Annotated in this window: 24 protein-coding genes; 13 read left to right on the top strand and 11 right to left on the bottom strand. The window is 71.0% G+C overall.

The window, feature by feature from the left end; genetic code table 11:
• Positions 1-59: 59 nt before the first annotated feature.
• A complete protein-coding gene (locus tag ACFU6I_RS03465; RefSeq protein ID WP_384360873.1) occupies positions 60-1,004 on the top strand; it encodes a cyclase family protein in 945 nt (314 codons plus the stop codon).
• A 42-nt stretch (positions 1,005-1,046) separates the two neighbouring features.
• Positions 1,047-2,627: a GMC oxidoreductase gene (locus tag ACFU6I_RS03460; protein WP_384360871.1), complete on the top strand. Its 1,581-nt coding sequence runs from the start codon at positions 1,047-1,049 to the stop codon at positions 2,625-2,627.
• Between the two features lie 15 nt (positions 2,628-2,642).
• Here the strand turns inward: ACFU6I_RS03460 and ACFU6I_RS03455 are convergent, their stop codons facing one another.
• From ACFU6I_RS03455 to ACFU6I_RS03440, 4 genes are all read right to left on the bottom strand, one after another.
• Positions 2,643-3,257 (bottom strand): cytochrome d ubiquinol oxidase subunit II, encoded by a 615-nt coding sequence (locus tag ACFU6I_RS03455; RefSeq protein ID WP_384360869.1) that lies wholly within the window; start codon positions 3,255-3,257, stop codon positions 2,643-2,645.
• Complete coding sequence (locus ACFU6I_RS03450; protein WP_384360866.1) at positions 3,257-3,460, bottom strand: hypothetical protein; 204 nt, start codon at positions 3,458-3,460, stop codon at positions 3,257-3,259. Before ACFU6I_RS03450 ends, ACFU6I_RS03455 begins: the two co-directional genes overlap by 1 nt.
• 352 nt (positions 3,461-3,812) lie before the next feature.
• A complete protein-coding gene (locus ACFU6I_RS03445) occupies positions 3,813-4,652 on the bottom strand; it encodes an SDR family oxidoreductase (RefSeq protein WP_384360863.1) in 840 nt (279 codons plus the stop codon).
• Between the two features lie 337 nt (positions 4,653-4,989).
• Positions 4,990-5,634 (bottom strand): GAP family protein, encoded by a 645-nt coding sequence (locus ACFU6I_RS03440; RefSeq protein ID WP_384360861.1) that lies wholly within the window; start codon positions 5,632-5,634, stop codon positions 4,990-4,992.
• A gap of 469 nt (positions 5,635-6,103) precedes the next feature.
• On the opposite strand from ACFU6I_RS03440, the gene ACFU6I_RS03435 reads away from it, so the two are divergent.
• Positions 6,104-8,989 (top strand): glycoside hydrolase family 2 TIM barrel-domain containing protein, encoded by a 2,886-nt coding sequence (locus tag ACFU6I_RS03435; RefSeq protein ID WP_384360859.1) that lies wholly within the window; start codon positions 6,104-6,106, stop codon positions 8,987-8,989.
• A 304-nt stretch (positions 8,990-9,293) separates the two neighbouring features.
• Positions 9,294-10,229: a pseudouridine synthase gene (locus ACFU6I_RS03430; RefSeq protein WP_384360857.1), complete on the top strand. Its 936-nt coding sequence runs from the start codon at positions 9,294-9,296 to the stop codon at positions 10,227-10,229.
• 10 nt (positions 10,230-10,239) lie between these two features.
• Here the strand turns inward: ACFU6I_RS03430 and ACFU6I_RS03425 are convergent, their stop codons facing one another.
• From ACFU6I_RS03425 to ACFU6I_RS03415, 3 genes are all read right to left on the bottom strand, one after another.
• On the bottom strand, positions 10,240-10,869 hold the full coding sequence (locus ACFU6I_RS03425) for an MBL fold metallo-hydrolase (protein WP_266987539.1): 630 nt from the start codon (positions 10,867-10,869) through the stop codon (positions 10,240-10,242).
• The gene (locus ACFU6I_RS03420; protein ID WP_345513516.1) at positions 10,869-11,954 is read right to left on the bottom strand and encodes an S-(hydroxymethyl)mycothiol dehydrogenase; all 1,086 of its coding nucleotides are present in this window, start codon (positions 11,952-11,954) and stop codon (positions 10,869-10,871) included. Before ACFU6I_RS03420 ends, ACFU6I_RS03425 begins: the two co-directional genes overlap by 1 nt.
• 431 nt (positions 11,955-12,385) lie before the next feature.
• Positions 12,386-13,087, bottom strand: a complete 702-nt coding sequence (locus ACFU6I_RS03415; RefSeq protein ID WP_266987535.1) for a FadR/GntR family transcriptional regulator — start codon at positions 13,085-13,087, stop codon at positions 12,386-12,388.
• 144 nt (positions 13,088-13,231) lie between these two features.
• Between ACFU6I_RS03415 and ACFU6I_RS03410 the strand changes: the two genes are divergently transcribed.
• A complete protein-coding gene (locus ACFU6I_RS03410) occupies positions 13,232-13,741 on the top strand; it encodes a gluconokinase (RefSeq protein ID WP_384360855.1) in 510 nt (169 codons plus the stop codon).
• Positions 13,742-13,752: 11 nt separating this feature from the next.
• A complete protein-coding gene (locus ACFU6I_RS03405; protein WP_384360852.1) occupies positions 13,753-15,150 on the top strand; it encodes a GntP family permease in 1,398 nt (465 codons plus the stop codon).
• Here the strand turns inward: ACFU6I_RS03405 and ACFU6I_RS03400 are convergent.
• The 3 genes from ACFU6I_RS03400 to ACFU6I_RS03390 form a co-directional block, all read right to left on the bottom strand.
• On the bottom strand, positions 15,147-15,821 hold the full coding sequence (locus tag ACFU6I_RS03400) for a cytochrome b/b6 domain-containing protein (protein ID WP_384360850.1): 675 nt from the start codon (positions 15,819-15,821) through the stop codon (positions 15,147-15,149). The genes ACFU6I_RS03405 and ACFU6I_RS03400 overlap by 4 nt on opposite strands.
• Positions 15,805-16,470, bottom strand: a complete 666-nt coding sequence (locus ACFU6I_RS03395; protein WP_384360918.1) for a molybdopterin-dependent oxidoreductase — start codon at positions 16,468-16,470, stop codon at positions 15,805-15,807. Before ACFU6I_RS03395 ends, ACFU6I_RS03400 begins: the two co-directional genes overlap by 17 nt.
• 137 nt (positions 16,471-16,607) lie before the next feature.
• Entirely contained in the window at positions 16,608-18,161 is a 1,554-nt protein-coding gene (locus tag ACFU6I_RS03390; RefSeq protein WP_384360847.1) for an APC family permease, read from the bottom strand.
• 830 nt (positions 18,162-18,991) lie between these two features.
• On the opposite strand from ACFU6I_RS03390, the gene ACFU6I_RS03385 reads away from it, so the two are divergent.
• Complete coding sequence (locus ACFU6I_RS03385; protein WP_384360844.1) at positions 18,992-19,432, top strand: ASCH domain-containing protein; 441 nt, start codon at positions 18,992-18,994, stop codon at positions 19,430-19,432.
• 196 nt (positions 19,433-19,628) lie between these two features.
• Here the strand turns inward: ACFU6I_RS03385 and ACFU6I_RS03380 are convergent, their stop codons facing one another.
• Positions 19,629-21,287 carry an FAD-binding dehydrogenase gene (locus ACFU6I_RS03380; RefSeq protein WP_384360842.1) on the bottom strand — a complete coding sequence of 553 codons (1,659 nt, stop codon included), beginning with the start codon at positions 21,285-21,287 and terminating at the stop codon, positions 19,629-19,631.
• 181 nt (positions 21,288-21,468) lie between these two features.
• Between ACFU6I_RS03380 and ACFU6I_RS03375 the strand changes: the two genes are divergently transcribed.
• The 6 genes from ACFU6I_RS03375 to ACFU6I_RS03350 all read left to right on the top strand — a co-directional run bounded on the left by ACFU6I_RS03375 (position 21,469) and on the right by ACFU6I_RS03350 (position 25,194).
• Positions 21,469-22,362, top strand: a complete 894-nt coding sequence (locus ACFU6I_RS03375) for a DMT family transporter (protein WP_384360839.1) — start codon at positions 21,469-21,471, stop codon at positions 22,360-22,362.
• Positions 22,363-22,454: 92 nt separating this feature from the next.
• A complete protein-coding gene (locus ACFU6I_RS03370) occupies positions 22,455-23,105 on the top strand; it encodes a TetR/AcrR family transcriptional regulator (RefSeq protein WP_384360837.1) in 651 nt (216 codons plus the stop codon).
• 11 nt (positions 23,106-23,116) lie between these two features.
• Positions 23,117-23,890: an SDR family oxidoreductase gene (locus ACFU6I_RS03365; protein WP_384360835.1), complete on the top strand. Its 774-nt coding sequence runs from the start codon at positions 23,117-23,119 to the stop codon at positions 23,888-23,890.
• 45 nt (positions 23,891-23,935) lie between these two features.
• Entirely contained in the window at positions 23,936-24,481 is a 546-nt protein-coding gene (locus ACFU6I_RS03360) for an NUDIX domain-containing protein (protein WP_384360832.1), read from the top strand.
• A gap of 9 nt (positions 24,482-24,490) precedes the next feature.
• Positions 24,491-24,886: a DUF202 domain-containing protein gene (locus ACFU6I_RS03355; RefSeq protein WP_327247249.1), complete on the top strand. Its 396-nt coding sequence runs from the start codon at positions 24,491-24,493 to the stop codon at positions 24,884-24,886.
• Positions 24,883-25,194 (top strand): DUF202 domain-containing protein, encoded by a 312-nt coding sequence (locus ACFU6I_RS03350; RefSeq protein ID WP_384360829.1) that lies wholly within the window; start codon positions 24,883-24,885, stop codon positions 25,192-25,194. Before ACFU6I_RS03355 ends, ACFU6I_RS03350 begins: the two co-directional genes overlap by 4 nt.
• The last annotated feature ends 2 nt before the right edge of the window (positions 25,195-25,196 follow it).

The following is a 25,196-nucleotide window of genomic DNA, read 5'->3' as shown; positions in this document are numbered from 1 at the left end:
CGGGACACCGCGCCCGCCCGGGCAGCCGCCGGGGCGGCTCTCCGAGAGGATCACGGCCCATGACCGCACAGCCGCGCCCCGCAGCACGGCCCCCGGTGAGCGCCACCGAGTTCGCCGGTCTCTATGCGCGCGTGCGGAGACCGGACGGCCGGGGTGCCGGCCGCGGCGCGCTGGACAACATCACGCCACGGCAGGTGCGGGCGGCGGCGGCCGAGGTCGGATCGGGCCTGACAGTGACGATGGCGGCGCCCGTGGAAACCCGGCAGGGGCCTGATAATCCCGATCCCTGCACGCATGTGATGACCGGCGCAGTGGCGGGCCAGATCCACGCGGAAGGGCTGCAGTTCGGACGGGACCGCATTGCCACGAACGTGCACGGGGACGCCGACAGCCATCTCGACGCCCTCTGCCACGTGGTCTTCGACGGGACGCTGTACGGCGGCGTGCCGGCGAGCACTCTGACGCCGGGGGGAGCGACCGAGCTGTCGGTGGAACTGGCGCATGACGGAATCGTCGGCCGGGGCGTTCTCCTCGACATTCCGCGGTTGCGCGGTGTCCCGTGGCTGGAGCCGGGCGACTCCGTCACCGGCGACGAACTCGCCGCTGCCGAGTCCGCCCACCACCTCCGGGTCACCCGGGGAGACCTGCTCTTCGTCCGGGTGGGTCACCGGCGCCGGCGCGACGAACTCGGGCCGTGGGACACGGAAGAGGCCAGGGCCGGACTCCACCCCACGGCCATGGAGTTCCTGGCGGACCGGAAGGTCGCACTGCTCGGCAGCGACGGCAACAACGACAGCGCCCCCAGTACGACGGAGGGCGTCGACTTCCCCGTCCACGTGCTGGGAGTCCACGCCATGGGTCTGCACCTGCTGGACTACCTGCAGTTCGAGGATCTGGTGCCGGTCTGCGAGGCGGAGGACCGGTGGTCCTTCCTCTGTGTCATCGCGCCTCTCCGGCTTCCCGTGGCCACCGGGTCCCCCATCAATCCGATCGCGATCCTGTGAGGCCGTGACAGCACGTGCGTCACTTCGAGAACGGGAGCTCTCATGGCGGACGACGAGACGTACGACGTCATCATCATCGGTACCGGCGCGGGCGGCGGCACACTCGCCCACCGGCTCGCCCCCTCGGGCAGACGTGTCCTGATCCTGGAGCGGGGCGGCTATCTGCCCCGGGAGATCGACAACTGGGACTCGACCGCGGTGTTCGTGAAGGCCAGGTATCTTGCGTCCGAGACCTGGTACGACAGGCACGGCCGTGAGTTCACCCCTGAGGTGAACTACTACGTCGGGGGCAACACCAAGTTCTACGGCGCGGCGCTGTTCCGCCTGCGGCCCGAGGACTTCGGTGAGCTTCGGCACCACGACGGCATCTCCCCCGCCTGGCCCATCCGTTACGAGGACATGGAGCCGTACTACACCGAGGCCGAGCACCTCTACCTGGTGCACGGCATGCACGGCGAGGACCCGACCGAGGGGCCGGCCAGTGCCCAGTACCGTCACCCGCCGGTCCGGCACGAGCCGCGGATCCAGCAGCTCAGCGACGACCTGGAGAAGCAGGGACTGCACCCCTTCCACCTGCCGATCGGGGTCGACCTCACCCAGGACGACGACGGCAACGCCACCCACGACAGCGTCTGCATCCGCTGCAACCGGGTCGACGGCTTCCCCTGCCTGGTGAACGGCAAGTCCGACTCCCAGGTGATCTGTGTCGACCCCGCGCTCCGGCACGACAACGTACGCATGATCACCGGAGCCGATGTCCGCCGGCTGGAGACGGACCCGACCGGGCGCACGGTCACCAAGGTGGTCGCGGAGCTCGACGACGGTTCGACGGCAGCCTTCGCGGCCGACATCGTGGTCGTCGCCTGCGGAGCGGTGAACTCCGCCGCGCTGCTGTTCCGGTCCGCGAACGACCGGCATCCGAACGGCCTCGGCAACAGCTCGGACGTGGTGGGACGCCACTACATGCGGCACAACAACCTGGCACTGATGGCGGTCTCGAAGGAACCGAACCCGACCCGTTTCCAGAAGACTCTGGCGCTCAACGACTGGTACTTCGGATCGAAGGAGTTCGACTATCCGCTGGGCGGCATCCAGATGCTCGGGAAGTCCGACGCCGAACAGATCCGCGGCGAGGCGCCGCGCTGGGCCGGGAAGGTCTCGCCCGACATGCCGTTCGAGGTGCTCGCGCATCACGCCGTCGACTTCTGGCTGTGCGGGGAGGACCTGCCGCTGCCGGACAGCCGCGTCACGCTGGACGGCGACGGAAGGGTGCACCTGTCGATCGACGAGAAGAACAACATGACGGGGCTGATGAAGCTCCGGCACGAACTGCAGACCATGCTCGGGCATCTGGGGATGCATCCGCACCACCTGCTGGACCACAGCCTCTACCTCCACAAGGGCATGCCGATCGGGGCCACAGCACACCAGGCCGGCACGATCCGTTTCGGCACGGACCCGCAGAGCTCCGCCCTCGACATCAACTGCAGGGCCCATGACCTGGACAACCTGTACGTCGTCGACACCAGCTTCTTCCCGAGCATCGGCGCGGTGAATCCGTCCCTGACCGCCATCGCCAACGCCCTGCGGGTCGGCGACCACATCGTCGAACGGCTCCGCTGACGTACGGCGGCGGACCTACAGGGTGTTGCCGGGTGCCCGGCCGGCCTGCGTATCGGCGTCGGTCTGGGATTCCAGCTCGCCGTGCGTGTCCATCCAGAGGTACACGGCGCCGAGGAACGCGGCGGCGGCCACGGCGAGCAGACCGGCGATGACGGAGGTGGGGTTGGCCCAGGCATCGGCCGAGGCGGTGGTGCCGACCGCGACCCGGCCGGATGCGATGCCACCGAGAACCGCCCCGAGGAAGAAGGGGGTGACGAGCGAGGAGAGGGCGAACACCGCTCCGTAGACACGCCGCTGGGCGAGCCGACGAACGGGTTTGCGCAGGGCGAAGCCCGCTCCGCGCAGCACGAGGCCGACGGCGGCGAGGGCCAGCGGCAGCCACAGGGCCCCGAAGACCGCTTGGAACAGGGTGGGAAACCCGGTCCACATGACGACGAGGACAAAGATCAGCCAGACGTTGTTGACTTCCCAGACGGGCCCCATGGCATGGTCGATGAGCCGGCGGGGGCGTTCGCCGCGTTCCGCTCCCCCGGCGAGCAGGTCCCAGAATCCGGCTCCGTAGTCGGTGCCTCCGGCGCACGCGTAGGCGGCCACGGCGAGTACCAGAACCCAGGCGATGACCTCCGGCATCACGACGCACCGCCAGGAGTCCGGTCGTTGCCTTCACCGGGAGCGGCGCCGGCCGCCGTGGACAGGCGTTGCCCCCGAGGACCGTACGGAGTGTCCGCTTCCGGGGCCTGGGACACGGCAGCGGGGGGCGCGCCCGCGTCGGCGATGCGCCATCGGGTCCGCATCTTCAGCAGCACCGCGAGGAAGGCGGCGAAGATGGCCACGTACACGACGATGATTCGCGCCCGGGGTGTCGGACGGGACGGGGTACGGATGCGGGCCGCCCGCGCTGCGGTGGCACCGGCGCGGCCAGGGCCGGGGCATGGCGGAGCGGTCGCGATCCGCCCGGATTCCGGCGGCGGCCCGTGGCTGCGGCAGGAGGCGGCATGGGGACCGGCCGGGGTCGGCACTCCGCGGATGTACGCGCACGGCAACGCCGGCTGTCTCTCCTGCCATGCGGTCGCCGAGTGCCGGGCAGCGCACGGATGTACGGCGCCCCGTGCCCTCCGTATCCCCGGGCGGCAGCACGGACCGGCGAGGCCCCGCCGGGACGCTGCCCGGCGTGCCACCGCGGGATCAGCCCCCGGTGGCGAAGCCGGGGAAGAGCGTCATCCCCCCGTCGACGTAGAGCGTGGCGCCCACGACGTAGTCGAGGAGGTCGGACGCCACCGCGACGACAGCGTTGGCGATGTCGTCCGGATCTCCGACCCGCCGGTACGGGATCAGCCGCAGGAGGTCGGCCTCCGCCTCCGGGGTGCTCCAGGCGTCCTTGTTGATGGGGGTGCGGATGGCGCCGGGTGCGATGGCGTTCACCCGGATCCGCTGCGGTGCCAGCTCCTGGGCGAGGGTCTGCATCAGCATGCCCACGCCGCCCTTGGAGGAGGCGTAGTTGACATGGCCCGCCCAGGGGACGATCTGGTGGACCGAGCTCATGCAAATGATCTTCCCGGCCGCCCGGGAGACCTCCGGGACGACACCGCGCCGCACGAACTCCTTGGCGGCCTCACGCGCGCAGAGGAACTGGCCGGTGAGATTGACGTCGATGACCTTCTGCCACTGGGCGAGCGTCATGTCCACCGTCGACGCATCCCGTTGGAGGCCTGCGTTGGCCACCATGATGTCGATGGTGCCGAGCTCCTCGACCATGCGGGCGACCATGTCGACGACCTGGTCCTCCTGCGAAACGTCGGCCTGGTGGGCGTAGGCGCGGACCCCGAAGCCCTTGATCTCGTCCACGACCTTCTCGGCCTCGTCCGCGCCGGCCACGTAGTTGACGACGACGTCCGCGCCGGCCCGGCCGAGCGCGATCGCGGTCGCCTTGCCGATGCCCGAATTCGCCCCGGTCACCAACGCTTTCTGCCCCGCCACGAGTCGCGCGTACATGGCGCCCCGCGCCTCACCGGTACTTGCTGCCATCACGACTTCTCCTTCGGCACTCCGTGCGGCCCGTCGGTCGGCAGACAACGCCGCCGGGCGGGCCGTCGAGGGCCCGGCAGTCGCTTGGAGGAAGGGCGACGCGGTGCCGCCGCGCCGGTCTCTCGGGAGCAGAGGGGGGGCGGAATCGGAAAGTGAGCCGCTTCGCGCCACACCTCCAAAGGAGTGGATCACCGAACGCGGCGGGCGGGCCGGACCGGCGCGCGGGACGCTCGCGGTGGGAAGGGAATCTCACACGACCGGGCCAGTGACGCCGCGACCGGTCCCGGCGCTCCGGCCCGCACGGTGGGGGGCGGCGGTCGGCCCGGGCCCGCCGCCCTCACTCGACGAGCTGGTAGATGCTGTTGGTGACCAGCCACAGCCCCAGCAGAAGTGACAGCGACACGATCGCCTGGTCCTGATGGCTGTCGATCCAGCTGAGCAACCCTCGTAGCTTCGCCCCTGCCGAAACGGGCGAAAAGGTGGTGTACAGCTCCATCGCCAGCAGGCTGGACGTGGCCAGCACACAGAACCCCGTGAGGGCCAGCGTGGACGCCACCGAGGAGAGATCCGCTCTCACCGCCGTGGCGGCTCCGGCACCGACCATGGCCCAGGGCTGCAGCAGGACAGCCAGTCCGGCCGCCGCCCATCCGGACGCGCGGTCCAGTCCCGCCATCCACTTGGGTGAGCGACGGGGGCGAGGCGGACTGCGCCGCTTGTGTTCGCCGTACGCGACGAGCCCCACGCCCAGGGCCAGCTTGGCCGCGAGCGCCGCCGTCGACGGAACACTCTGGCGCGCCGGGGGCGTGCCGCCCGTCAGAAGGATCACAGCAGCGATCACCAGCACGAGGCTGCCGAGCCACGACAGGATGAACGCCAGCCCCTTGCGTACGCCTCCGTCGGCGGAGAGCAGCAGGATGAAGGCGCTGTTGTGAATGGGCCCGAGCGTGATGGCCGTGCCGATGAGGACGAGGTCAACGACCATCGCTGCCGACCGCATGGCCGGTCCCGCCCTGGGGCCCGTGTCCGTACGGCTTTCCGAGGCCAGGGGGCTCGGGCCCGCCGGGCGGCACAGACCGCGTCTCGCTCCGGTTCTCGGCCATCGCTGCCTTCCCGTAGTGTCTGCCGACGGCCGGCGGCCGGACCGCGCGGGCACGGGTCGTGGTGGGGACGTCGATCGGATCGCATCTCGACTGTGTTGGCCGGTCGTCACCGCGTCAAGCCGGCCACGGCGCCGATGGGCCGAATGTGTTTCGGCGGGTTCCGCACGGCTGCCGGCGCAGGTCCACCGGGACCGGGGACCGGCGCCGGTACGCCGCGCAGGAGCCCCTGTGCCCCCGCAGGGACTCGGTCGCCGAAGTCATCCGGCGCCGACTCCTCCGCCCCCTTGTTGAAACGGTTCATCCCTGACTAACGTCCTTCAGCGAGCCGGGCGTCGCCGAGCAGGGAGAATCATGAGCCGTACGCATACGCACCCCCTTCCCTGGTACACGGACGTGTCCCCCGGATCGGGCGGGCTGCCGCCCCGGTCCTGGTACGCGAGGTCGGACGCCGGGCGGATGTCGTTGAACGGGGATTGGCGGTTCCGGCTCTCGCCGACCGCTTCCGCCGAGGACGCCTCGTTCGCGCAGTCCGGGTTCGACGCGTCCGGTTGGGGAACCGTCGCGGTGCCCGGACACTGGGTGCTGCAGGGAGCCGGCGGAGCTCCCGCGTACACGAATGTCGTCTACCCCTTCCCGGTCGATCCGCCGCTGGTGCCGACCGAGAATCCGACCGGGGACCACCTGCTGACCTTCGATCTGCCGGCCGGGTGGCCGGAGGGCGGCGAGTGCGTGCTGCGGTTCGACGGGGTGGAGTCCGCCGCCCGGGTCTGGCTCAACGGCGAGGAGCTGGGGGATTTCAAGGGGTCCCGACTGCCGCACGAGTTCGCGGTCGGCGGGCTCGTGCGGGCCGAGGGCAACGTACTGGCCGTACGGGTGCACCAGTGGTCCTCCGGAAGCTATCTGGAGGACCAGGACCAGTGGTGGCTGCCGGGGATCTTCCGGGACGTCACGCTGCTGCACCGGCCGGACGGCGCGCCCCGGGACTTCTTCGTGCACGCCGGCTACGACCACCGCGCCGGGACCGGGACGCTGCGGGTGGAGTGCGACGGCGCCGACGGGCGGGTCCTCGTGCCCGGACTGGGGGTCGATGTCGCAACGGACGAGGCGGTGACCGTGCCGGTCGAACCGTGGACCGCCGAGACGCCCCGGCTCTACGACGGTGAGCTGGTGACGGCCGGTGAGCGGATACCGCTGCGGATCGGATTCCGTACCGTCGCCGTCGAGGACGGGGTCGTCAAGGTCAACGGCCGGCGGGTGCTCTTCCGCGGCGTGAACCGGCACGAGTTCCACCCGGAGACCGGGCGGACCGTGGACGCGCACACGATGCGGCGCGATCTGGTCCTGATGAAGCGGCACAACATCAATGCCGTACGGACGAGCCACTACCCGCCCCACCCGGCGTTCCTGGATCTCTGCGACGAGCTCGGGCTCTGGGTGATCGACGAGTGCGATCTGGAGACACATGGCTTTGTCGACCTGGAGTGGCGCAGCAACCCGGTCGACGACGAACGGTGGACCCCGGCACTGCTCGACCGGGCCGCGCGCATGGTGGAGCGCGACAAGAACCACGCCTCGGTGATCATCTGGTCTCTCGGCAACGAGTGCGGGTCGGGGCGCGGGCTCACGGCGATGGCCGAGTGGGTCAAGGACCGGGATCCGGAGCGCCTGGTGCACTACGAGGGCGATCTCTCCTGCAAGGACGTCGACCTGTACTCGCGGATGTATCCGACGCACGCCGAGGTCGAGCTGATCGGGAAGCGGGCCGAGGACCCGTGGAGCGACCCGGCGCTGGACGCCCGGCGGCGCGCGATGCCGTTCATCATGTGCGAGTACGGGCACGCGATGGGCAACGGTCCCGGCGGACTGAGCGAGTACCAGCGGCTCTTCGAGCAGTACGAGCGCTGCCAGGGCGGGTTCGTCTGGGAGTGGATCGACCACGGAATCGCCCACCCCGAGCACGGCTTCGCCTACGGCGGGGACTTCGGCGAGGAGCTGCACGACGGCAACTTCGTCTGCGACGGACTGCTCTTCCCCGACCGCACGCCCTCCCCCGGGCTGATCGAGTACAAGAAGGTCGTCGAACCGGTACGGATCGAGGCCGGGACATCGACGGGAACCGTCCGGATCGTCAACGGGTACGACTTCGCGGACCTCGGCCACCTGGAGTTCGTCTGGTCGCACGAGGTGGACGGGGAACTCCGCGCATCGGGCCCGCTCACCGTGCCCGGCCTGGCGCCCGGAGCCCAGGCGGAGGTGGCACTCCCCGGGGGCGGCGAGGGCGTGTGGACCGTGCGGGCGGTGCTCGCCGAGGACGCCGCGTGGGCCGGGCGCGGGCATGTGGTGGCTTGGGGGCAGCCGGCCGTCGGGGCGGTGGTTCCGGCTGCGGCCGCGGTGGGATCGCGACCGGCGGCGGCCGACGGGGGGATCGTCCTCGGGGGCGGCGTCTTCGATGCGGCGACCGGGGCGTTGGTCCGGCTCGGGGACGTGCCGGTTCAGGCGCTGCGGCTCGATGTGTGGCGGGCGCCCACCGACAACGACAACGGTGCGGCCTGGCAGCCGGACGAACGGTACGGGCTGCGGTGGCGGGAGTTGGGGCTGCACCGGATGCGCCACCGGATCGACGCCGTGGAGGTGGGCGAGGACTCGCTGACCGTACGGACATGGGTGGCGCCCGCCGGGGTGGATACGGGGCTGCGTACGGAGTACCGGTGGACCGCCGACGGGGAACGGCTCGGGCTCACCGTGTCCGTGGCGCCCGAGGGCGAGTGGCGGGTGCCGCTGCCCCGGCTGGGGATCCGGTTCGGGCTCCCTGCCGCGTACGGCGGGGCTCGATGGTTCGGCGGCGGGCCCGGTGAGGCGTACCCGGACACCCGGGCCGCCTCGATGCTCGGGCGGTGGGAGATGTCCGTCGACGCGATGCAGACCCCGTACGTCCGGCCGCAGGAGAACGGCGCCCGGGCCGACGTCCGCTGGGCGGAGCTGACGGACGGCGACGGTGCCGGGGTGCGGGCCGAGGGCGGCGCGCCGTTCTGGTTCTCCGCACGACGGTGGACGAGCGAGCAGCTGGACACTGCGGGGCACGGGCCGGATCTGGTGGCCGGGGAGACCGTCTGGGTCCACCTGGATCACGCGCTGCAGGGCATCGGGTCGCAGTCGTGCGGGCCGGGCGTGCTGCCGGAGTACCGCCTCGACGCAGCGGCTACGGAGTTCTCGTTCGTGTTCTCGCCCGTGGGGTGAGGTACGGCTGGTTCCCGGTCCGGTGGCCGCCGGACGATGTGCCGGACCGGTCGGGTGGTCTTCGTCGTCGAGCTCTCGCTGCGTACCGATCCGAAGCGCCGGGATCACCCGTCCGCTGCTGCCCGGCCATCTCGCCGCGGGGGCCGAACGCATCGGGTGCGGCCCCGGGAAGGTGACGCCGTCATCGGTCCGACACCGCCGGTGAGCTGCGCCGACGCTGTGACAGGATGACCGGCACCATGACCACCAGCACCGTCAGCAACTGCCGCGCCCCGGGCGCCGACGCACCGGGCGGGACCTCCCGATGAGGGGCCGGGCGAAGCCTCCGTCGGCGCCCCTGCCGCAGCGGGACGGGATCGATCCGGTGCGGGTGCGGCTCCCCGAGGATCCGGGCGGGGAGTGGGCAACGGTCCGTGACCATCTGCTGGCGCGGTTCGGAGGCGCGATCGGAGCGGACCGGGTGGACACCATGCTCGCCGAGGGCAGGTTCGTCTCGGTGCAGGGGCCCGTGGCGCCCGACGAGCCGTACACGGCGGGCCGGTATCTCTGGTTCCACCGGGACTTCGCGCCGGAGGAGCCGGTGCCGTTCCCCGTCGGTGTCGTGTACCGCGACGCGCATCTCGTCGTCGCCGACAAGCCGCACTTCCTCGCCACGACACCGCGCGGCCGGCACATCACCGAAACAGCGGTGGCCCGGCTCCGCCGCGAGCTCGCTCTGCCGACGTTGCAGCCCGCGCACCGGCTGGACCGGCTGACGGCGGGCCTGGTGCTCTTCGTCGTACGGCCCGAGGAACGGGGCGCGTACCAGACGCTGTTCCGCGACAAGCGGGTGCGCAAGGAGTACGAGGCGGTGGCACCCTACGACCCGGGACTTGCCTTCCCGCGCACCGTACGCAGCCGGATCGTCAAGGAGCGCGGGGTGATCGCGGCCCGGGAGGAACCGGGCGAGGCGAACAGCGAGAGCCGGATCGAGCTGCTGGAGCACCGGGCCGGGCTGGGCCGCTACCGGTTGCTGCCGGCCACCGGGCGCACCCACCAGCTCCGGGTTCATATGAACAGTCTGGGTCTGCCGCTCGTCCATGATCCGGTCTATCCGGTGGTCGAACCGGAAGGGGCGGCGGACGACTGGACGCGTCCGCTGCAGCTCCTTGCCCGGGTGCTGGAGTTCACCGATCCGGTCACGGGCGGGCCGCGCCGCTTCGAGAGCGGTCTGCGGCTCTCCGCGTGGCCGGACCGGTGATCCCCTGACGTCAGTGCCCGCGGGCGATCCACTCGTCGAGGTGCGGCGCCTCGGCGCCGATCGTGGTGGAGTCGCCGTGTCCGGTACGGACGGTGGTGTCCGCCGGCAGTGCGAGCAGCCGGTCCCTGATCGACGCGACGATCGTCGGGAAGTGCGAGAACGACCGTCCGGTGGCGCCGGGCCCGCCCTGGAAGAGCGTGTCCCCGGTGAAGACGGTGGACAGCTCGGGGGCGTACAGGCACACCGCGCCCGGGGCATGACCGGGTGTGTGCAGGACCTGGAGCGTGGTCCCGGCGATCTGCAGCTCCTGGCCCTCCGCCAGTTCGGCGTCCGGCGTGCGGTCCGGGTGGGTCTGCTTCCACAGCGGCAGGTCGTCGGGGTGCAGCAGGATCGGCGCACCCGTGGCGTCGGCGAGGGCCGGGGCCGCGTCGATGTGATCGTTGTGGGCGTGCGTGCAGACGATGGCGCGCAGCGTGCGGCCGCCGAGCGCGTCCTCGATGGCGACCGGATCATGGGCGGCGTCGATGACGATCGCCTCGGTGTCGTCGCCGATGATCCAGACGTTGTTGTCGACGTCCCACTCGCCGCCGTCGAGGGCGAAGGTGCCGGAGGTGACGAGGTGGTCGATGCGGGCCGTCATCAGAACACCACCACCGAGCGCAGCACGTCGCCTTCGTGCATCCGGGTGAAGGCCTGCTCGACGTCGCCGAGCCCGATGGTCTCCGTGACGAACGCACCGAGGTCGATCCGGCCCTGCTGGTGAAGGTCGATGAGCATCGGGAAGTCGCGCGAGGGCAGGCAGTCGCCGTACCAGGACGACTTGAGCGAGCCGCCGCGGCCGAACACGTCGATCAGCGGCAGTTCGAGCTGCATCTCCGGGGTGGGGACGCCGACCAGGACGACCGTGCCGGCGAGGTCGCGGGCGTAGAACGCCTGCTTGTACGTCTCCGGGCGGCCGACCGCCTCGATGACGACATCGGCGCCGTTGCCGCCGGTCAGGGCGCGGATCGCCTCGACCGGGTCGGTGGTGCGGGAGTTGACGGTGTGCGTGGCACCCATCTTCTTCGCCGTCTCCAGCTTGCGGTCGTCGATGTCCACCGCGATGATCCTCGCGGCGCCGGCCAGCCGGGCGCCCATGACGGCCGCGTCGCCGACACCGCCGCAGCCGATGACGGCGACCGAGTCGCCACGGCCGACCTCGCCGGTGTTGATCGCGGCCCCGATGCCCGCCATGACGCCGCAGCCGAGCAGCCCGGCGGCGGCCGGGGAGACCTCGGGGTCGACCTTGGTGCACTGGCCCGCGGCGACCAGGGTCTTCTCCGCGAACGCTCCGATACCGAGCGCGGGCGACAGTTCGGTGCCGTCCAGCAGCGTCATCTTCTGCTTGGCGTTGTGCGTGTCGAAGCAGTACCAGGGGCGGCCGCGCCGACACGCCCGGCACTGCCCGCAGACCGCACGCCAGTTGAGGACGACGAAGTCGCCGGGCTCGACGTCCGTGACCCCCTCACCGACGGACTCCACGATTCCCGCGGCCTCGTGGCCGAGCAGGAACGGGAAGTCGTCGTTGATGCCGCCCTGCTTGTAGTGCAGGTCGGTGTGGCAGACGCCGCACGTCTGGATCTTCACCACGGCCTCACCGGGACCGGGGTCCGGGATCACGATCGTCTCGACCCGTACCGGCTCGTTCTTTCCCGGTGCGATGACCCCTTGCACCTGCTGCGCCATACCGTGGGCTCCCTTTTCGTGACGGTCCCTGTGACGTTCGACCGACATCCGAAGATCGAACACGAACAACCGTACGCGGTGCCTGGGTGTCCCGGCAGCGGCGGCACGGTGGCGCACGGGAGGGCGGCCCCACCAAAGGTTCCGCGGGGCCGCCTGCCGTCGGGTCAGGCCTCCGTGTCGTGGTGCCGGACCCCCGGAACCGGGCGATGTCGTCGGGGTGGACGATCACCGAGCCGGCCCGGAACCACTGGAAGGTCAACTGCTTCCGGGCGGCGACGAGTTCGGGGCTGGGCCCCGCGCTCGCGGTCCCACCGGAGGGCGCCGACGACTCGGGCGGTGAGCGAGCCGTCGCGGGCGGGCCCTGCCCTCCGCATCCGGCCCCGGCACTCGGGTCCCGGGGCGGGTCCCCGTGCGGCGCGCGCCCCGCGGTCTCAGGGGGCGAGCACGTCCAGTTCGTGCAGGGCGCCCACCGCGATCTCCTTCGTCAGCCGCTCCGCATCCGCCACGTCGCCCTCCCGCACCGCTTCCGCGAGACGTACGTGGAGCGTGACCGCCGCCGGGTCCGGGTCCTCGAACATCACCTGGTGGTGGGTGCGTCCCGCCAGTACCTCGGCGACGACGTCCCCGAGCCGCGCGAACATCTCGTTGCCGGAGGCGTTGAGCACGATCCGGTGGAACGCGATGTCGTGCTCCAGGTATCCCTCCAGCTGCTGGCCGCGTGAGGTCGCGACCATGCCGAGGGCGCATTCGGTGAGGGCGGCGCACTGTTCCGGCGTGGCGTGCCGGGCGGCGAGTCCGGCCGCGACCGGTTCGATCGCCGAGCGCAGGACGGTCAGGGAACGCAGCTGGCGCGGCCGGTCGGCGCCGGCCAGTCGCCACCGGATGACCTGCGGATCGTAGACGTTCCATGCCTCGGTCGGCTGTACGGTCACGCCGACCCGGCGCCGGGACTCGACCAGGTGCATGGATTCGAGGACGCGGACCACTTCGCGCACGACCGTGCGCGAGACGTCGAAGCGCTGGGCCAGCTCGTCGGTGCGCAGCACCCGGCCCGGCGGGCAGTCCCCCGCGGCGATCTCCAGACCCAGGGTGTCCAGCACGTGTGTATGGAGCCCAGGGCCCTGTGTGGTCATGGGCAAAGCCTACGGGGCGCGTACCGCGAACAAAAAGTATGACTTTTAAATCACAACATCTTGAATAAGTCCTACGTATGGGTTTCAGTAGCGCGACGGACCGGTGTCGAGGACGACATCGACGGAGACAGCGAGGCACCACCAATGAGCACCCCCCACGTAGTCGTGGTGATGGGCGTAGCAGGGACCGGCAAGACGACGATCGGTCCCCTGCTCGCCGCCGAACTCGGCGTTCCCTACGCCGAGGGCGACGACTTCCATCCCGCGGCGAACATCGCCAAGATGTCGGCCGGCACGCCGCTGGACGACGCCGACCGGTGGCCCTGGCTCGATGCGATCGGGCAGTGGGCGCACAGCCGGGACGGACTCGGCGGGGTCGTCAGCAGCTCGGCGCTCAAGCGGGTCTACCGCGACCGGCTGCGCGCCGAGGCCCCCGGTGCCGTCTTCCTCCACCTGACCGGCGACCGGGCCCTCATCGAGGAGCGCATGGCGGACCGCAAGGGCCACTTCATGCCGACCGCGCTGCTCGACTCGCAGTTCGCCACCCTGCAGCCGCTGCAGGAGGACGAGGCCGGCGTCTCCGTCGATGTGTCCGGCACCCCCGAAGAAATCACCCAGCGAGCCGTCGCCGCGCTGCGTCGGCTCGAAGACTAAGGATCCCCACCGTGACCAGTCTCAACGTCGAGATGTTGGCAGCGGACGCCGTCGAACCGATCACTTCGGCAGGCAACGCGCAGTTGGGCATTGCCGTCCTGGCCGGCATCGCCGTCATCGTGCTGCTGATCACCAAGTTCAAGTTGCACGCGTTCCTCGCGCTGACCATCGGCTCGCTGGCCCTCGGCTCCTTCGCCGGTGCCGCGCCCGCCAAGACGATCGCCAGCTTCACCACCGGTCTCGGCTCGACCGTCGCAGGCGTAGGTGTCCTGATCGCGCTCGGCGCCATCCTGGGCAAGCTGCTCGCCGACTCCGGCGGCGCGGACCAGATCGTCGACACGATTCTCGCGAAGGCGAGTGGGCGCGCCATGCCGTGGGCGATGGTCCTCATCGCCTCGATCATCGGTCTGCCGCTGTTCTTCGAGGTCGGCATCGTGCTGCTGATCCCGGTCGTGCTGCTCGTCGCCAAGCGCGGCAACTACTCCCTGATGCGGATCGGTATCCCGGCGCTGGCCGGTCTCTCCGTGATGCACGGGCTGATCCCGCCGCACCCCGGCCCGCTGGTGGCGATCGACGCCCTCGGCGCCAACCTCGGTGTCACGCTGGCGCTCGGTGTCCTGGTCGCCATACCGACCGTGATCATCGCGGGCCCCGTCTTCTCCCGCTACGCCGCCCGCTGGGTGGACATCAAGGCGCCCGAGAAGATGATCCCGCAGCGTCCGTCGGAGGACCTGGAGCGTCGCCCCAGCTTCGGCGCCACGCTGGCGACCATCCTGCTGCCCGTCGTGCTGATGCTGGCCAAGGCCCTCGTCGACATCGTCGTGGACGACCCGGAGAACCACGTCCAGCAGGTCACCGATGTCATCGGCTCGCCGCTGATCGCGCTCCTCGCGGCCGTCATCGTCGGGATGTTCACGCTGGGCCGGGCAGCCGGTTTCAGCAAGGGCCGGCTCTCCACCACCGTCGAGAAGTCCCTCGCCCCGATCGCGGGCGTGCTGCTGATCGTCGGTGCGGGCGGTGGCTTCAAGCAGACCCTCATCGATGCCGGTGTGGGCCAGATGATCCTGGACTTCTCCAAGGACTGGTCGATCCCGGCGCTGCTGCTGGGCTGGCTGATCGCCGTCGCGATCCGGCTCGCGACCGGCTCGGCGACCGTGGCCACGATCTCGGCGGCCGGTCTGGTCGCCCCGCTCGCCGCCGACATGTCGACGTCGCACGCCGCGCTGCTGGTCCTCGCCGTCGGTGCGGGCTCGCTCTTCTTCAGCCACGTCAACGACGCCGGTTTCTGGCTGGTGAAGGAGTACTTCGGGATGAGCGTCGGCCAGACGGTGAAGACCTGGTCGGTGATGGAGACCATCATCTCCGTGGTCTCGCTCGCCTTCATCCTGCTGCTGTCGCTGGTCCTCTAACGCAGGTCCGGCGAGTCGTCCCGCGACTCGCCGGACCGCCCTTCCGGCCTCTCGGCGAACTCCCCCCACAGCGGGTGTTCGGCCCGCGCCCAATGGCGCTCGACCGACCCGGTGCGCATGCCTCGGCGTGCCTCCGGGTCGGCGAGCGCCATCGCCATGTGCCCGGCCAGCACGATCCCGATGGCCAGCGCGAGCCAGTCGTGGACGAACGTGGCGCCGGTCCGCCACACCAGCGGGGCCAGGCCGGTGAACCACATCAGCAGTCCGGTGCCGGTCATGACGAGCACGGCGCCCGCGATCCAGGCGGCGTACAGCTTCTGCCCCGCGTTGAACTTACCGGCGGGCCGGGACCCGGGCCTCCGGTCACGGCGGCGCACCGCCCGCAGCCACTGGCGGTCGTGCGGCCCGAACCGGTTGAGCCGGGACAGGTCGGCGCGCAGCGCCCGGGAGACGAGACCGGCGAGCAGCGGTACGGGGATCAGCAGCCCGGACCACTGGTGCACGGTGACTACGAGACGGCGGCGGCCGACGAGCTCGGCGAGCTGGGGCAGGTACAGGCAGGCGGCGGTAGCCACGCACGGCAGCATCAGCCAGGCCGTGGTGCGGTGCACCCGGCGCTCCGCCCTGCTGAAGCGGTGCACCCGCCCGGTGGGGTCAGCCGGTGGGGGCATCGTCGCGGCCGTTGGACCGCCCGACCCAGGCGTCGACGTCATAGCCGAGCTCCTCCCAGTAACCGGGTTTCACGGAGTCGGTGACGGTGATCCCGGAGAGCCATTTCGCCGACTTGTAGAAGTACATCGGGGCCACGTAGAGGCGGACCGGGCCGCCGTGGGAGTGGGCCACCGGCCTGTCCTGCATGCGCAGGGCGACCAGCACGTCGGGGCGCCGGGCCTGGTCGAGGGTGAGACTCTCGCTGTACGTGCCGTCGAAGCAGGTGAAACGGACCGCCTTCGCCCCGGGCCGGACCCCGGCCGCGTCCAGCAGCGTGGAGAGCCGTACGCCCTCGAACGGGGTCTCGGGGACGCGCCAGCCGGTGACGCACTGGACGTCGCGGACCAGCCGCGTCTGCGGCAGGGCACGGAGCCGGTCGAGGGTGTACGTGGCGGGCCGGTCGATCAGGCCGTCGACCGTCAGCCGGTAGTCCGTGGCGCTCTTCCTCGGTACCGAGGAGGCGACGGAGTAGTAGCGGAATCCGCCGCCGTTGGGCAGCAGTCCGCTCAGGCCGGTGGGGTCCTTGTCGGCGACCGCGCCGAGCCCGGACTCCAGGACACGCTGCAGGGCGGGCGCCGCCACGACTCCGGCGGCGCCGAGCCCCAGCATGGTCAGGACCAGGCGACGGCCCACGGGTGTGCCTGCGGCATCGGGAGGTCGACTGTTCACCAGCCCATTCGAGCACCCGCGGCCGCATGTCACCAGGGGCCGCGGGTGTCCGTCACACTTCGGTAAGGCGACGGGCCTCAGCGGTGGGCCGCACCGCTCCCCGCCGCCTTCTCCGGCTGGAACGCCTCGTTGCCCAGGCCGATCCTGGCGTGCACCGCCGGCTTCGTCGAGCGCAGCACCGCCCCGTACACCAGGCCGATGACGAGCGAGGCGACGACGACTCCGGGCAACAGCCAGTTGAGCACCGAGCCGGGACCGGATCCGACGAGAACGTCGAAGTCCCGGACCGTGAAGACCGCGATGGCCACCAGCGCCACACCGGCCAGGCCGGAGGCGATCAGCCGCCACAACTGCGCCCGGCCTGCGCCGCGCTTGACGAAGAAGGCGATCACGGCGAAGGAGGCGGCGGCCATCAGCACGATGACGCCGAGCGCGCCGACGTTGCCCATCCAGGTGAACAGGTGCAGCACCGGGGCGGTCGGGTCGCCGGCCGGCTTGTCGTCCGTGAACGCGAAGGCCAGCACGATGGCCAGGGAGACGCCGGACTGGAGCAGCGAGCCGGTGGCCGGGGCACCGCTGGACCTGTTGGTCCGGCCGAACGCGGCGGGCAGCAGGTTCTCACGGCCCATCGCGAACGCGTACCGGGCGACAACGTTGTGGAAGCTGAGCAGCGCCGCGAACATGCCGGTGACGAAGAGGACGTGCAGCACGTCGGTGAAGGTGGTGCCGAGCCGGTCCTCGGTGAGACCGAACAGCATCCCGGGGCCCTCCTTCAGCGAGGTGTCGGCGATGAAGCCGGGGCCCGCGGCGACGGTCAGTGCCCAGGAGCTGATCGCGAGGAACAGGGCGGCGTAGCCGACGGCGAGGAACATCACCCGGGAGACGACGATCTGCGGGCGGCTGGTCTCCTCTGCGTACACCGGCGCCTGCTCGAACCCGACGAACGCGGCGATGCAGAAGCAGAGCGCGGTGCCGAGTCCGGCACCGGCGAGGGTGTCGGGGTTGAAGGCGTGCAGCGACAGGCCCTCCGGTCCCGGCTTGGAGACGGCGGCGATGTCGAAGATCACGACGAGGGCGCACTCGACGACCAGCAGCACACCGAGCACCTTGGCGTTGAGGTCGATCTTCAGCCAGCCGAGCACACCGACGATCACGACGGCGACGACTGCCGGGATCCACCAGGCGAGGTCGATCTCCAGGTAGGTGGAGAACAGGCCGGAGACCTCGAAACCGAGGATGCCGTAGATGCCGACCTGCATGGCGCTGTACGCGACGAGCGCGACGAGTGACGCACCGGCGCCCGCGGTCGGGCCGAGTCCTCGGGCGATGTACGCGTAGAAGGCACCGGCGTTGTGGACGTGCCGGCTCATCTCCGCGTAACCGACGCTGAACAGCATGAGGACGATGCCGAGGATGACGTACAGCAGCGGCTGGCCGACGATGCCCATCACGCCGAAGACGGTGGGCATCACCCCGGCGACGACCATCAGGGGTGCGCTGGCGGCGAGGACCGAGAGAAGCAGTCCCGGGGTGCCGAGCCGGTCCGCGCGCAGGGCCCGTTCCTCACCCGTGCAGGTGCTGATGCCGCCGGTGGTGCCGGTCTCGCTCGTTCTTGAACTGCCCGTCGACATGGCGGGGGTGGTCCCTTCGTTGAGAAGAAATGCGGTGAGGTGCACAACGGGGGGTGGCGCGGCGGCGATGGGTGGTCACGGGGTTCCGGGTGCGGCGCCGCGTGCCGTGCGGAAAGGTCCGGTACGGGTCCCGGCCGGATGACGACCGGGGCGCGGGCGGGCGTGGCATGGTGGCCGATGCGCCGGAAGAGGGCGGCGGCCTCCGCGGACCGGCCCTCGCACACCTTCGCGTGGGCCGGGAAGTCGAGGTCGGCACGATGGCCCTCGCGCTCCCGCTCCAGCCACCGGTCGAAGGCGGCCTTCATCACCTGCCGGGCCCGCCGCCCCGAGCAGTGCCCGGAGCCCACCGGGTCGTCGGACTCGCCGCCGGCGGCCACCGGGACGCGGTAACGCTCGGCGTGCGCCACGACCGGGAGGGGTGGCCGCGGCGGTCCCGGTCGTGGCCGGTGGCGACCAGCGGGGAGCGGGCCCTGGTCCACCGGCCCCGGGTGATCTGTCCTCGTACATCGATGAGTTCGGTGTCGTCGAGTGCGGTGTCGAAGGGGCGGCCGGAGCGCCCGCCCCGTCTTCGGGAGCGGCCCGGGGGAGGCGGGGGCGGTGACACCGCTGGCTTCCTTTACGGCGCGGGTACGAGCACAGCACGAGCCCTGGCGCAAACATGTACGAGGCAGGTACAGACATGTCGAACGCGCCACAGCAAAGCGGCAGGCAGGGCTCCACGTCAAGAGCTGAATCGCGATCAACTGCGCTCATTTCCAGATGGGTTGGCCGGACCCCGGACTTTCCCCTCCTTTCCTTCGGGAGGTGCCGTGACATGTGAGACTTGCGCCATGTCGAACCGTGAAGCTCTCAAACCGTTCCTTCTCGCCTTTCCCGGGCCGCTGCGCGATCAGCTGGTGGGCGCGGTGCTCGCCGGCGTGAAGGTGTCGACGACGGGACTGCTCGCGGAGTACGCGGCGGAGCAGGAGGAACTGCCCGCGGTGGGCGAACGGTCGGCGCTGATCGATTCGGACGGCCGGGAGATCGCGGTCGTCGAGGTGACGGAGGTACGGGTCGTGCGGCTCGGTGACGTCGGTCTCCAGCATGTGCTCGACGAGGGCGAGGGCGACACATCGGTGGCGCAGTGGCGCGCGGGCCATGAGCGGTTCTGGCACGGGGAGGAGATGCGGGAGGCGCTCGGCGACCCGGAGTTCACGGTCGACGACGACACACTGATCGTCGCCGAACGGTTCCGGGTCGTCGAGCTGCTCGACCCCGTCGTCGGGGGGTGACGCGACTGCGGCCGCCTCTCGTTCGGATCGTGCCGGGCTCGCGGGGTCGGGCACGCGCATCTGCGGCGGCGTCGGTCATCGACTCCCCCACCGCCGTCAGGACATGGGGCCCCCTTCGCTCGGGCCCCTTCCGCCGCCTTGCGATGCACCGCATCCGACGCCGCGCGCCGAACCACCGGGGATGACGGGACAGCCCTCAGACGCCGACCGCCTCGGCCGCGGCGCGGCCCGCCACCCGCCCGGAGAAGATGCAGCCGCCGAGGAACGTCCCTTCGAGCGAGCGGTAGCCGTGCACTCCTCCGCCGCCGAATCCGGCCGCCTCCCCCGCCGCGTACACACCGGCGAGCGGCGTGCCGTCCTCGGTCAGCACCCGCGACGAGAGGTCCGTCTCCAGTCCGCCGAGCGACTTGCGGGTGAGGATGTTCAGCCGCACGGCGATCAGCGGGCCGGCCTTCGGGTCGAGGATGCGGTGCGGCGCCGCCGTACGGATCAACCTGTCGCCCAGATAGGCGCGCGCCCCGCGGACCGCCGTGATCTGGAGATCCTTGGTGAACGGGTTGGCGATCTCGCGGTCCCGGGCGGCGATCTCGCGGCGCAGCGCGTCCGCGTCGATCAACTGCTCGCCGGTGAGGGCGTTCATGCCGCGGACCAGCGCGTCGAGGTCCTTCTCGACGACGAAGTCCACGCCGTTGTCCATGAACGCCTTGACCGGGCCCGGCACGTCGGCGCGCGCCCGGCCGATCACGTCACGGACCGATTTCCCGGTCAGGTCGGGGTTCTGCTCGGAGCCGGAGAGCGCGAACTCCTTCCCGATGATCTTCTGGTCGAGAACGAACCAGGTGTAGTCGTGGCCGGACTTCATGATGTGTTCGAGGGTGCCGAGCGTGTCGAAGCCCGGGAAGAGCGGGACCGGCAGACGCCTGCCGCGGGCGTCCAGCCACAGCGAGGAGGGGCCCGGCAGGATCCGGATGCCGTGCTCGGCCCAGATCGGGTTCCAGTTCTCGATGCCTTCCGTGTAGTGCCACATCCGGTCACGGTTGATGTGGTGGGCACCCGCCTCCTCGGTGATCCCGAGCATCAGCCCGTCGACATGGGCGGGCACCCCGGAGAGCATCTTCGCGGGCGGGGTGCCGAGCCGCTCGGGCCACTGGGCGCGGACGAGGTCGTGGTTGCCGCCGATGCCACCGGAGGTGACGATCACCGCCTGCGCCTTCAGCTCGAAGGTGCCGGTCGCCACGCGGCTGCTCGCGGTGCCGCGCTCGGCGCCGCTCGATTCGAGGACTTCGCCGGTCACGGTGTCGACGGCGCCCGCGGTGCGGCCGAGACCGGTGACCCGGTGGCGGAACCTCAGCCGGACGAGCCCCTTGGCGACGCCCTCGCGGACCCGGCGTTCGAACGGAGCGACGACGCCGGGGCCGGTGCCCCACGTGATGTGGAAACGGGGTACGGAGTTGCCGTGGCCGGTCGCGTCGTAACCGCCGCGTTCGGCCCAGCCGACGACGGGGAAGATCCGCAGCCCCTGGGCATGCAGCCAGGACCGCTTCTCCCCGGCAGCGAAATCGACGTACGCCTCGGCCCACTTCCGTGGCCAGTGGTCCTCCTTGCGGTCGAACCCCGCCGTGCCGAGCCAGTCCTGAAGGGCCAGCTCCTGGCTGTCCTTGATCCGCATGCGGCGCTGCTCGGGCGAGTCGACGAGGAAGAGACCGCCGAAGGACCAGTGCGCCTGACCACCGATCGACTGCTCGGGCTCCTGGTCGAGCAGGATCACCGTGCGGCCCGCGTCGACGAGCTCGGCAGTGGCCACGAGACCCGCGAGCCCTGCCCCGATCACGATCACATCAGCGTCGTACGCCATGGGTTCCATCCTTGTCGGGGCGGGCCGGAGCGAGCCGGAAGTTACTCGTGCGTCAGATCTTGGGCACCGGCCGGTGCGGCGTCAACCGCCCGGTCGGCGGCGCTCCGGCCGCACCCCTGCCGCCGAGGCGCTATCGTCGAAACAAATCACCCTCCCCTGGCCGGACTTGAGGAAGAGAACGGTGTCGGTGCTGGTCCTCGTGCTCGCCGTGAGCGCCGCCTGCTGCCTGGGATTCGGCTTTGTCCTGCAGCAGGCCGCCGCCGAGCACGCCCCGAGGAGCGACTTCCTCTCCCCCCGGCTGCTGCTCGACCTGATGCGGGTGCCGAGCTGGCTGGCCGGGATCGGACTGATGGTCTGTGGGATGGTGCTGGGGGCGCTGGCCCTGGGCAAGGGCGAGGTGTCCGTCGTCGAGCCGCTGCTGGCGACCAATCTGCTCTTCGCGATGGCTCTGTCGCGCCATCGCACCGGGCAGCGGCTGGGCCGACAGGGCTGGGCGGGGCTCTGGCTGCTGGCCGGCGGGGTCACCGCCTTCCTGCTGGGAGGCCGGCCCCAGGGTGGACAGGTGGTCACGAACGAGCTGCGGCACTGGCTGGTGATCGGCGTGGTCGTGGGCATCGCCCTGGTGCTGACCACGTTCGCGAAGCGCTCGCAGCACGGAGCGGCCCCCGCTCTGCTCGCGGTGGCGGCCGGACTGCTGTACGGCCTCCAGGACGCGCTGACCCGAGTGAGCGGACAACGACTGTCGGACGGGGGATGGACGGCCCTGGTGACGGGCTGGCAGCCGTACGCGGTGGTGGTGCTGGGTGTGACGGGCCTGATCCTGGTGCAGAGCGCCTTCGAGACGGGGCCGCTGCGGACGTCGCTGCCCGCGCTGACCGCCGCCCAGCCGCTGGCCGGGATCGCCTGCGGGGTCGGGTTCCTCGGCGACCAGCTGCGCACCGACGCGGCCGCGCTGGCCTGGCAGGCGGCGGGTCTGACGGCGATCGTCGTCGGGATCTTGCTGCTGGGGCTGCATCCGGCGATGCCGGAGGGGCGCGGCCACCATCACCGCAGGCGCAGCCTCCAGCCGCGCTGACGGGCGGCCGGGCGACCGGCTCCGCGTCTGTTCCCTCACAGTCGGGGCGGTGCGCCTGGTTATTAATAATGGCCAGCATTACAGTGTTCGGCATGGCGAGAACATCAGGGCCCGAGACCCGGGAACGACTGATTCGCGCGGCCGAGGAGATCTTCGCCGCCCAGGGCACCGACGGCGCCCAGCTGCGGGACATCGTCCGGCTGGCCGGGCAGAGCAACCCCTCCGCGGTGCAGTACCACTTCGGCTCCCGGGCGGGACTTCTGGACGCCGTGATGGCCGGACGGCAGGCCCGTACCGAACGCGTGATCGCACCGCTCCTCGACGCGCTCGACAACACGGACGGCACAGGCGACGAAGGACCGGGCGTACGGGAGCTGCTCACCGCTCTCGTGACCGCCGAGTCGAGCCTGCTGGCCGACGACCGCGGCCGTCGCTGCCTGCGGATCTCGGCCCAGCTCAGCCGTGAGACCGGGCTGCGCACCGGCACCCCGCACCCCGCGCTGGACGGCACCGCCTACGGGCGGGCCATCGGCCTCATGGCGGACTGCCTGACCGAGCTGCCCGGGCCCCTGCGGCTCGAGCGGCTCGATCTGGCGCTCACCCTGATCGGTGCGGCGTTCGCCGACCGCGCCCGCCAGTACCTCGACGGCGTCGAACCGCTGACCGGCGAGGAGCTGTTCCGCGCCGATCTTGTCGCGACGACGACCGCTTTTCTGCACGCACCCGTGCCCCGTACCGCATGAAGGACATCACCATGACCGACCTCCACCGACTCAGCGACAAGACCGTCATCATCACCGGCGGCGCCCGCGGCCTCGGCGCCGAGACCGCCCGTCGGGCCGTCGCCGGCGGCGCCCGCGTCGTGATCACCGACGTACTCGACGAAGAAGGCGCGGCGACCGCCGCCGAGCTGGGCACCGACGCCCGCTTCCTGCACCACGACGTGACCTCCGAGAAGGACTGGCAGCGGGTCGCCGAGTTCGCCCTCGCCGAGTTCGGCCGGATCGACGGGCTGGTCAACAACGCCGGCGTGTCGACCGGTCAGCCGCTGGAGACCGAGACGGTCGAACACTTCCGCAAGGTCATCGACATCAACCTGACCGCCGTCTTCATCGGCATGAAGACCGTCATCCCGGTGATGAAGGAGAACGGTGGCGGTTCGATCGTCAACATATCCTCGGCCGCCGGCCTGATGGGCCTCGCGCTGACCTCCAGTTACGGCGCGTCCAAGTGGGGCGTCCGCGGCCTCACGAAGGTCGGCGCGGTGGAGCTGGGCACGGCGAAGGTGCGGGTGAACTCCGTCCACCCGGGCATGGTCCACACGCCGATGACCGCGTCGGTCGGCATCCAGCAGGGTGAGGGCAACTACCCGAACACCCCGATGGGCCGGGTCGGCGAGCCGTCGGAGATCGCCCAGGCAGTGACCTTCCTGCTCTCGGACGCCGCCTCCTACATCACCGGCGCCGAGCTCGCCGTGGACGGCGGCTGGACCACCGGTCCGACCGTGAAGTACGTCATGGGTCAGTGATCCCCGGCCGGGTCCCGGACTCCGGTCTGAGGTTGTATGGGCGGCATGACTGCTGCTGACGAGATCCTGGACATCGTCGACGAGAACGACGAGGTCGTGGGGCAGGCCCCGCGCGGTGAGGCGACCGCGCGGGGCCTGCGCCATCGCTGCGTCTTCATCGAGGCCCGGGACGCCGAGGGCCGTCTCTTCGTGCACCGCAGGACCGCGACCAAGCTGGTCTTCCCCTCGCGCTACGACATGTTCGTCGGCGGGGTGGTCGGCGCGGGCGAGTCCTACGACGAGGCGGCGCTGCGGGAGGCCGAGGAGGAGCTCGGGGTCTTCGGACTCCCCCGCCCCGAACCGCTCTTCAAGTTCCTCTACACGGGTGGAAAGCACACCTGGTGGTCGTACGTCTACCAGGTGCAGTGCGAGCTTCCGGTGAATCCGCAGGTGGAGGAGGTCGCCTGGCACACGTTCCTCACCGAGGGCGAACTGGCGGAGCGGCTCGACGACTGGGAGTGGGTGCCGGACGGCCTGGAGACGTACCACCGGTTGCAGGAGTACCGGGCAGGCCGGGCCCCGACGGGCAGCCGGCGACCAAACGATCGATAGGGTTCGGGCGTGAACGAGTTCGTACAGAGCGTGAAGCTGTGGTTTGCACCGCAGCGGATCCGTGAAGAGGGCGACACCCCCGACTACCGCTTCTCGCTCGCCAACGAGCGCACGTTCCTCGCCTGGATCCGGACGGCTCTTGCGCTCATCGGCGGCGGTTTCGCCGTCGACCAGTTCCTGCCGGAACTGGCCTGGGGGGTCAGGGCGGGGCTGGCGCTCGCACTCCTCGCCGCCGGTGTGCTCTGTTCCCTGCGGGCGGTCAATCACTGGGTGCGGTGCGAGCGGGCGATGCGGCGCGGCGAGGACCTGCCGGTCTCCCGGTTCCCGACGCTGCTCAGTGTCGCTGTCGCCGTCGTCGCCGTCGCGATGGTGGTGGTGGTCCTCTTCGGCTGGGAGGGCAGGTGACCGACGGGGAGCGGGACCCCGGACTGCAACCCGAGCGGACCCGGCTGGCGTGGCGGCGCACCACCCTGTCCTGCACGGTGGTGGCAGTGCTGGCGGGGAAGGCGGCGCTGCACGGCGGCGCGACCCCGGCCGGGATCGTCGCCGTGTCGCTGAGCGTGCTGGCGTGGCTTGTGTTTCTGCGGGTGGCCCACCGGCGGGTGCTCGGGATGGGGACCGCGCGGCCGCAGCCACTGGCACCGCGCGGCGCCCTGACGGCGGCGGCGTGCACGATCGCGCTCGCGGTGTTCGCCGCGGCGATGATCTTCTGAGG

Origin of the sequence: Streptomyces sp. NPDC057486, assembly GCF_042802415.1 — a bacterium.
GTDB classification, from domain to species: Bacteria; Actinomycetota; Actinomycetes; order Streptomycetales; family Streptomycetaceae; genus Streptomyces; species Streptomyces yanii.
Note: the sequence above shows the minus strand (reverse complement) of the source record. Positions and strands in the feature narration are given on the sequence as shown.

What these genes read in the sequence shown, in the direction of transcription:
- ACFU6I_RS03465 (WP_384360873.1), top strand. Translation starts at nt 60, where the DNA reads ATGACCGCACAGCCGCGCCCCGCAGCACGGCCCCCGGTGAGCGCCACC.
- ACFU6I_RS03460 (WP_384360871.1), top strand. Translation starts at nt 1,047, where the DNA reads ATGGCGGACGACGAGACGTACGACGTCATCATCATCGGTACCGGCGCG.
- ACFU6I_RS03455 (WP_384360869.1), bottom strand. Translation starts at nt 3,257, where the DNA reads ATGCCGGAGGTCATCGCCTGGGTTCTGGTACTCGCCGTGGCCGCCTAC.
- ACFU6I_RS03445 (WP_384360863.1), bottom strand. Translation starts at nt 4,652, where the DNA reads ATGGCAGCAAGTACCGGTGAGGCGCGGGGCGCCATGTACGCGCGACTC.
- ACFU6I_RS03440 (WP_384360861.1), bottom strand. Translation starts at nt 5,634, where the DNA reads ATGGTCGTTGACCTCGTCCTCATCGGCACGGCCATCACGCTCGGGCCC.
- ACFU6I_RS03435 (WP_384360859.1), top strand. Translation starts at nt 6,104, where the DNA reads ATGAGCCGTACGCATACGCACCCCCTTCCCTGGTACACGGACGTGTCC.
- ACFU6I_RS03430 (WP_384360857.1), top strand. Translation starts at nt 9,294, where the DNA reads ATGAGGGGCCGGGCGAAGCCTCCGTCGGCGCCCCTGCCGCAGCGGGAC.
- ACFU6I_RS03425 (WP_266987539.1), bottom strand. Translation starts at nt 10,869, where the DNA reads ATGACGGCCCGCATCGACCACCTCGTCACCTCCGGCACCTTCGCCCTC.
- ACFU6I_RS03420 (WP_345513516.1), bottom strand. Translation starts at nt 11,954, where the DNA reads ATGGCGCAGCAGGTGCAAGGGGTCATCGCACCGGGAAAGAACGAGCCG.
- ACFU6I_RS03415 (WP_266987535.1), bottom strand. Translation starts at nt 13,087, where the DNA reads ATGACCACACAGGGCCCTGGGCTCCATACACACGTGCTGGACACCCTG.
- ACFU6I_RS03410 (WP_384360855.1), top strand. Translation starts at nt 13,232, where the DNA reads ATGAGCACCCCCCACGTAGTCGTGGTGATGGGCGTAGCAGGGACCGGC.
- ACFU6I_RS03400 (WP_384360850.1), bottom strand. Translation starts at nt 15,821, where the DNA reads ATGCCCCCACCGGCTGACCCCACCGGGCGGGTGCACCGCTTCAGCAGG.
- ACFU6I_RS03395 (WP_384360918.1), bottom strand. Translation starts at nt 16,470, where the DNA reads ATGCTGGGGCTCGGCGCCGCCGGAGTCGTGGCGGCGCCCGCCCTGCAG.
- ACFU6I_RS03390 (WP_384360847.1), bottom strand. Translation starts at nt 18,161, where the DNA reads ATGTCGACGGGCAGTTCAAGAACGAGCGAGACCGGCACCACCGGCGGC.
- ACFU6I_RS03385 (WP_384360844.1), top strand. Translation starts at nt 18,992, where the DNA reads ATGTCGAACCGTGAAGCTCTCAAACCGTTCCTTCTCGCCTTTCCCGGG.
- ACFU6I_RS03380 (WP_384360842.1), bottom strand. Translation starts at nt 21,287, where the DNA reads ATGGCGTACGACGCTGATGTGATCGTGATCGGGGCAGGGCTCGCGGGT.
- ACFU6I_RS03370 (WP_384360837.1), top strand. Translation starts at nt 22,455, where the DNA reads ATGGCGAGAACATCAGGGCCCGAGACCCGGGAACGACTGATTCGCGCG.
- ACFU6I_RS03365 (WP_384360835.1), top strand. Translation starts at nt 23,117, where the DNA reads ATGACCGACCTCCACCGACTCAGCGACAAGACCGTCATCATCACCGGC.
- ACFU6I_RS03360 (WP_384360832.1), top strand. Translation starts at nt 23,936, where the DNA reads ATGACTGCTGCTGACGAGATCCTGGACATCGTCGACGAGAACGACGAG.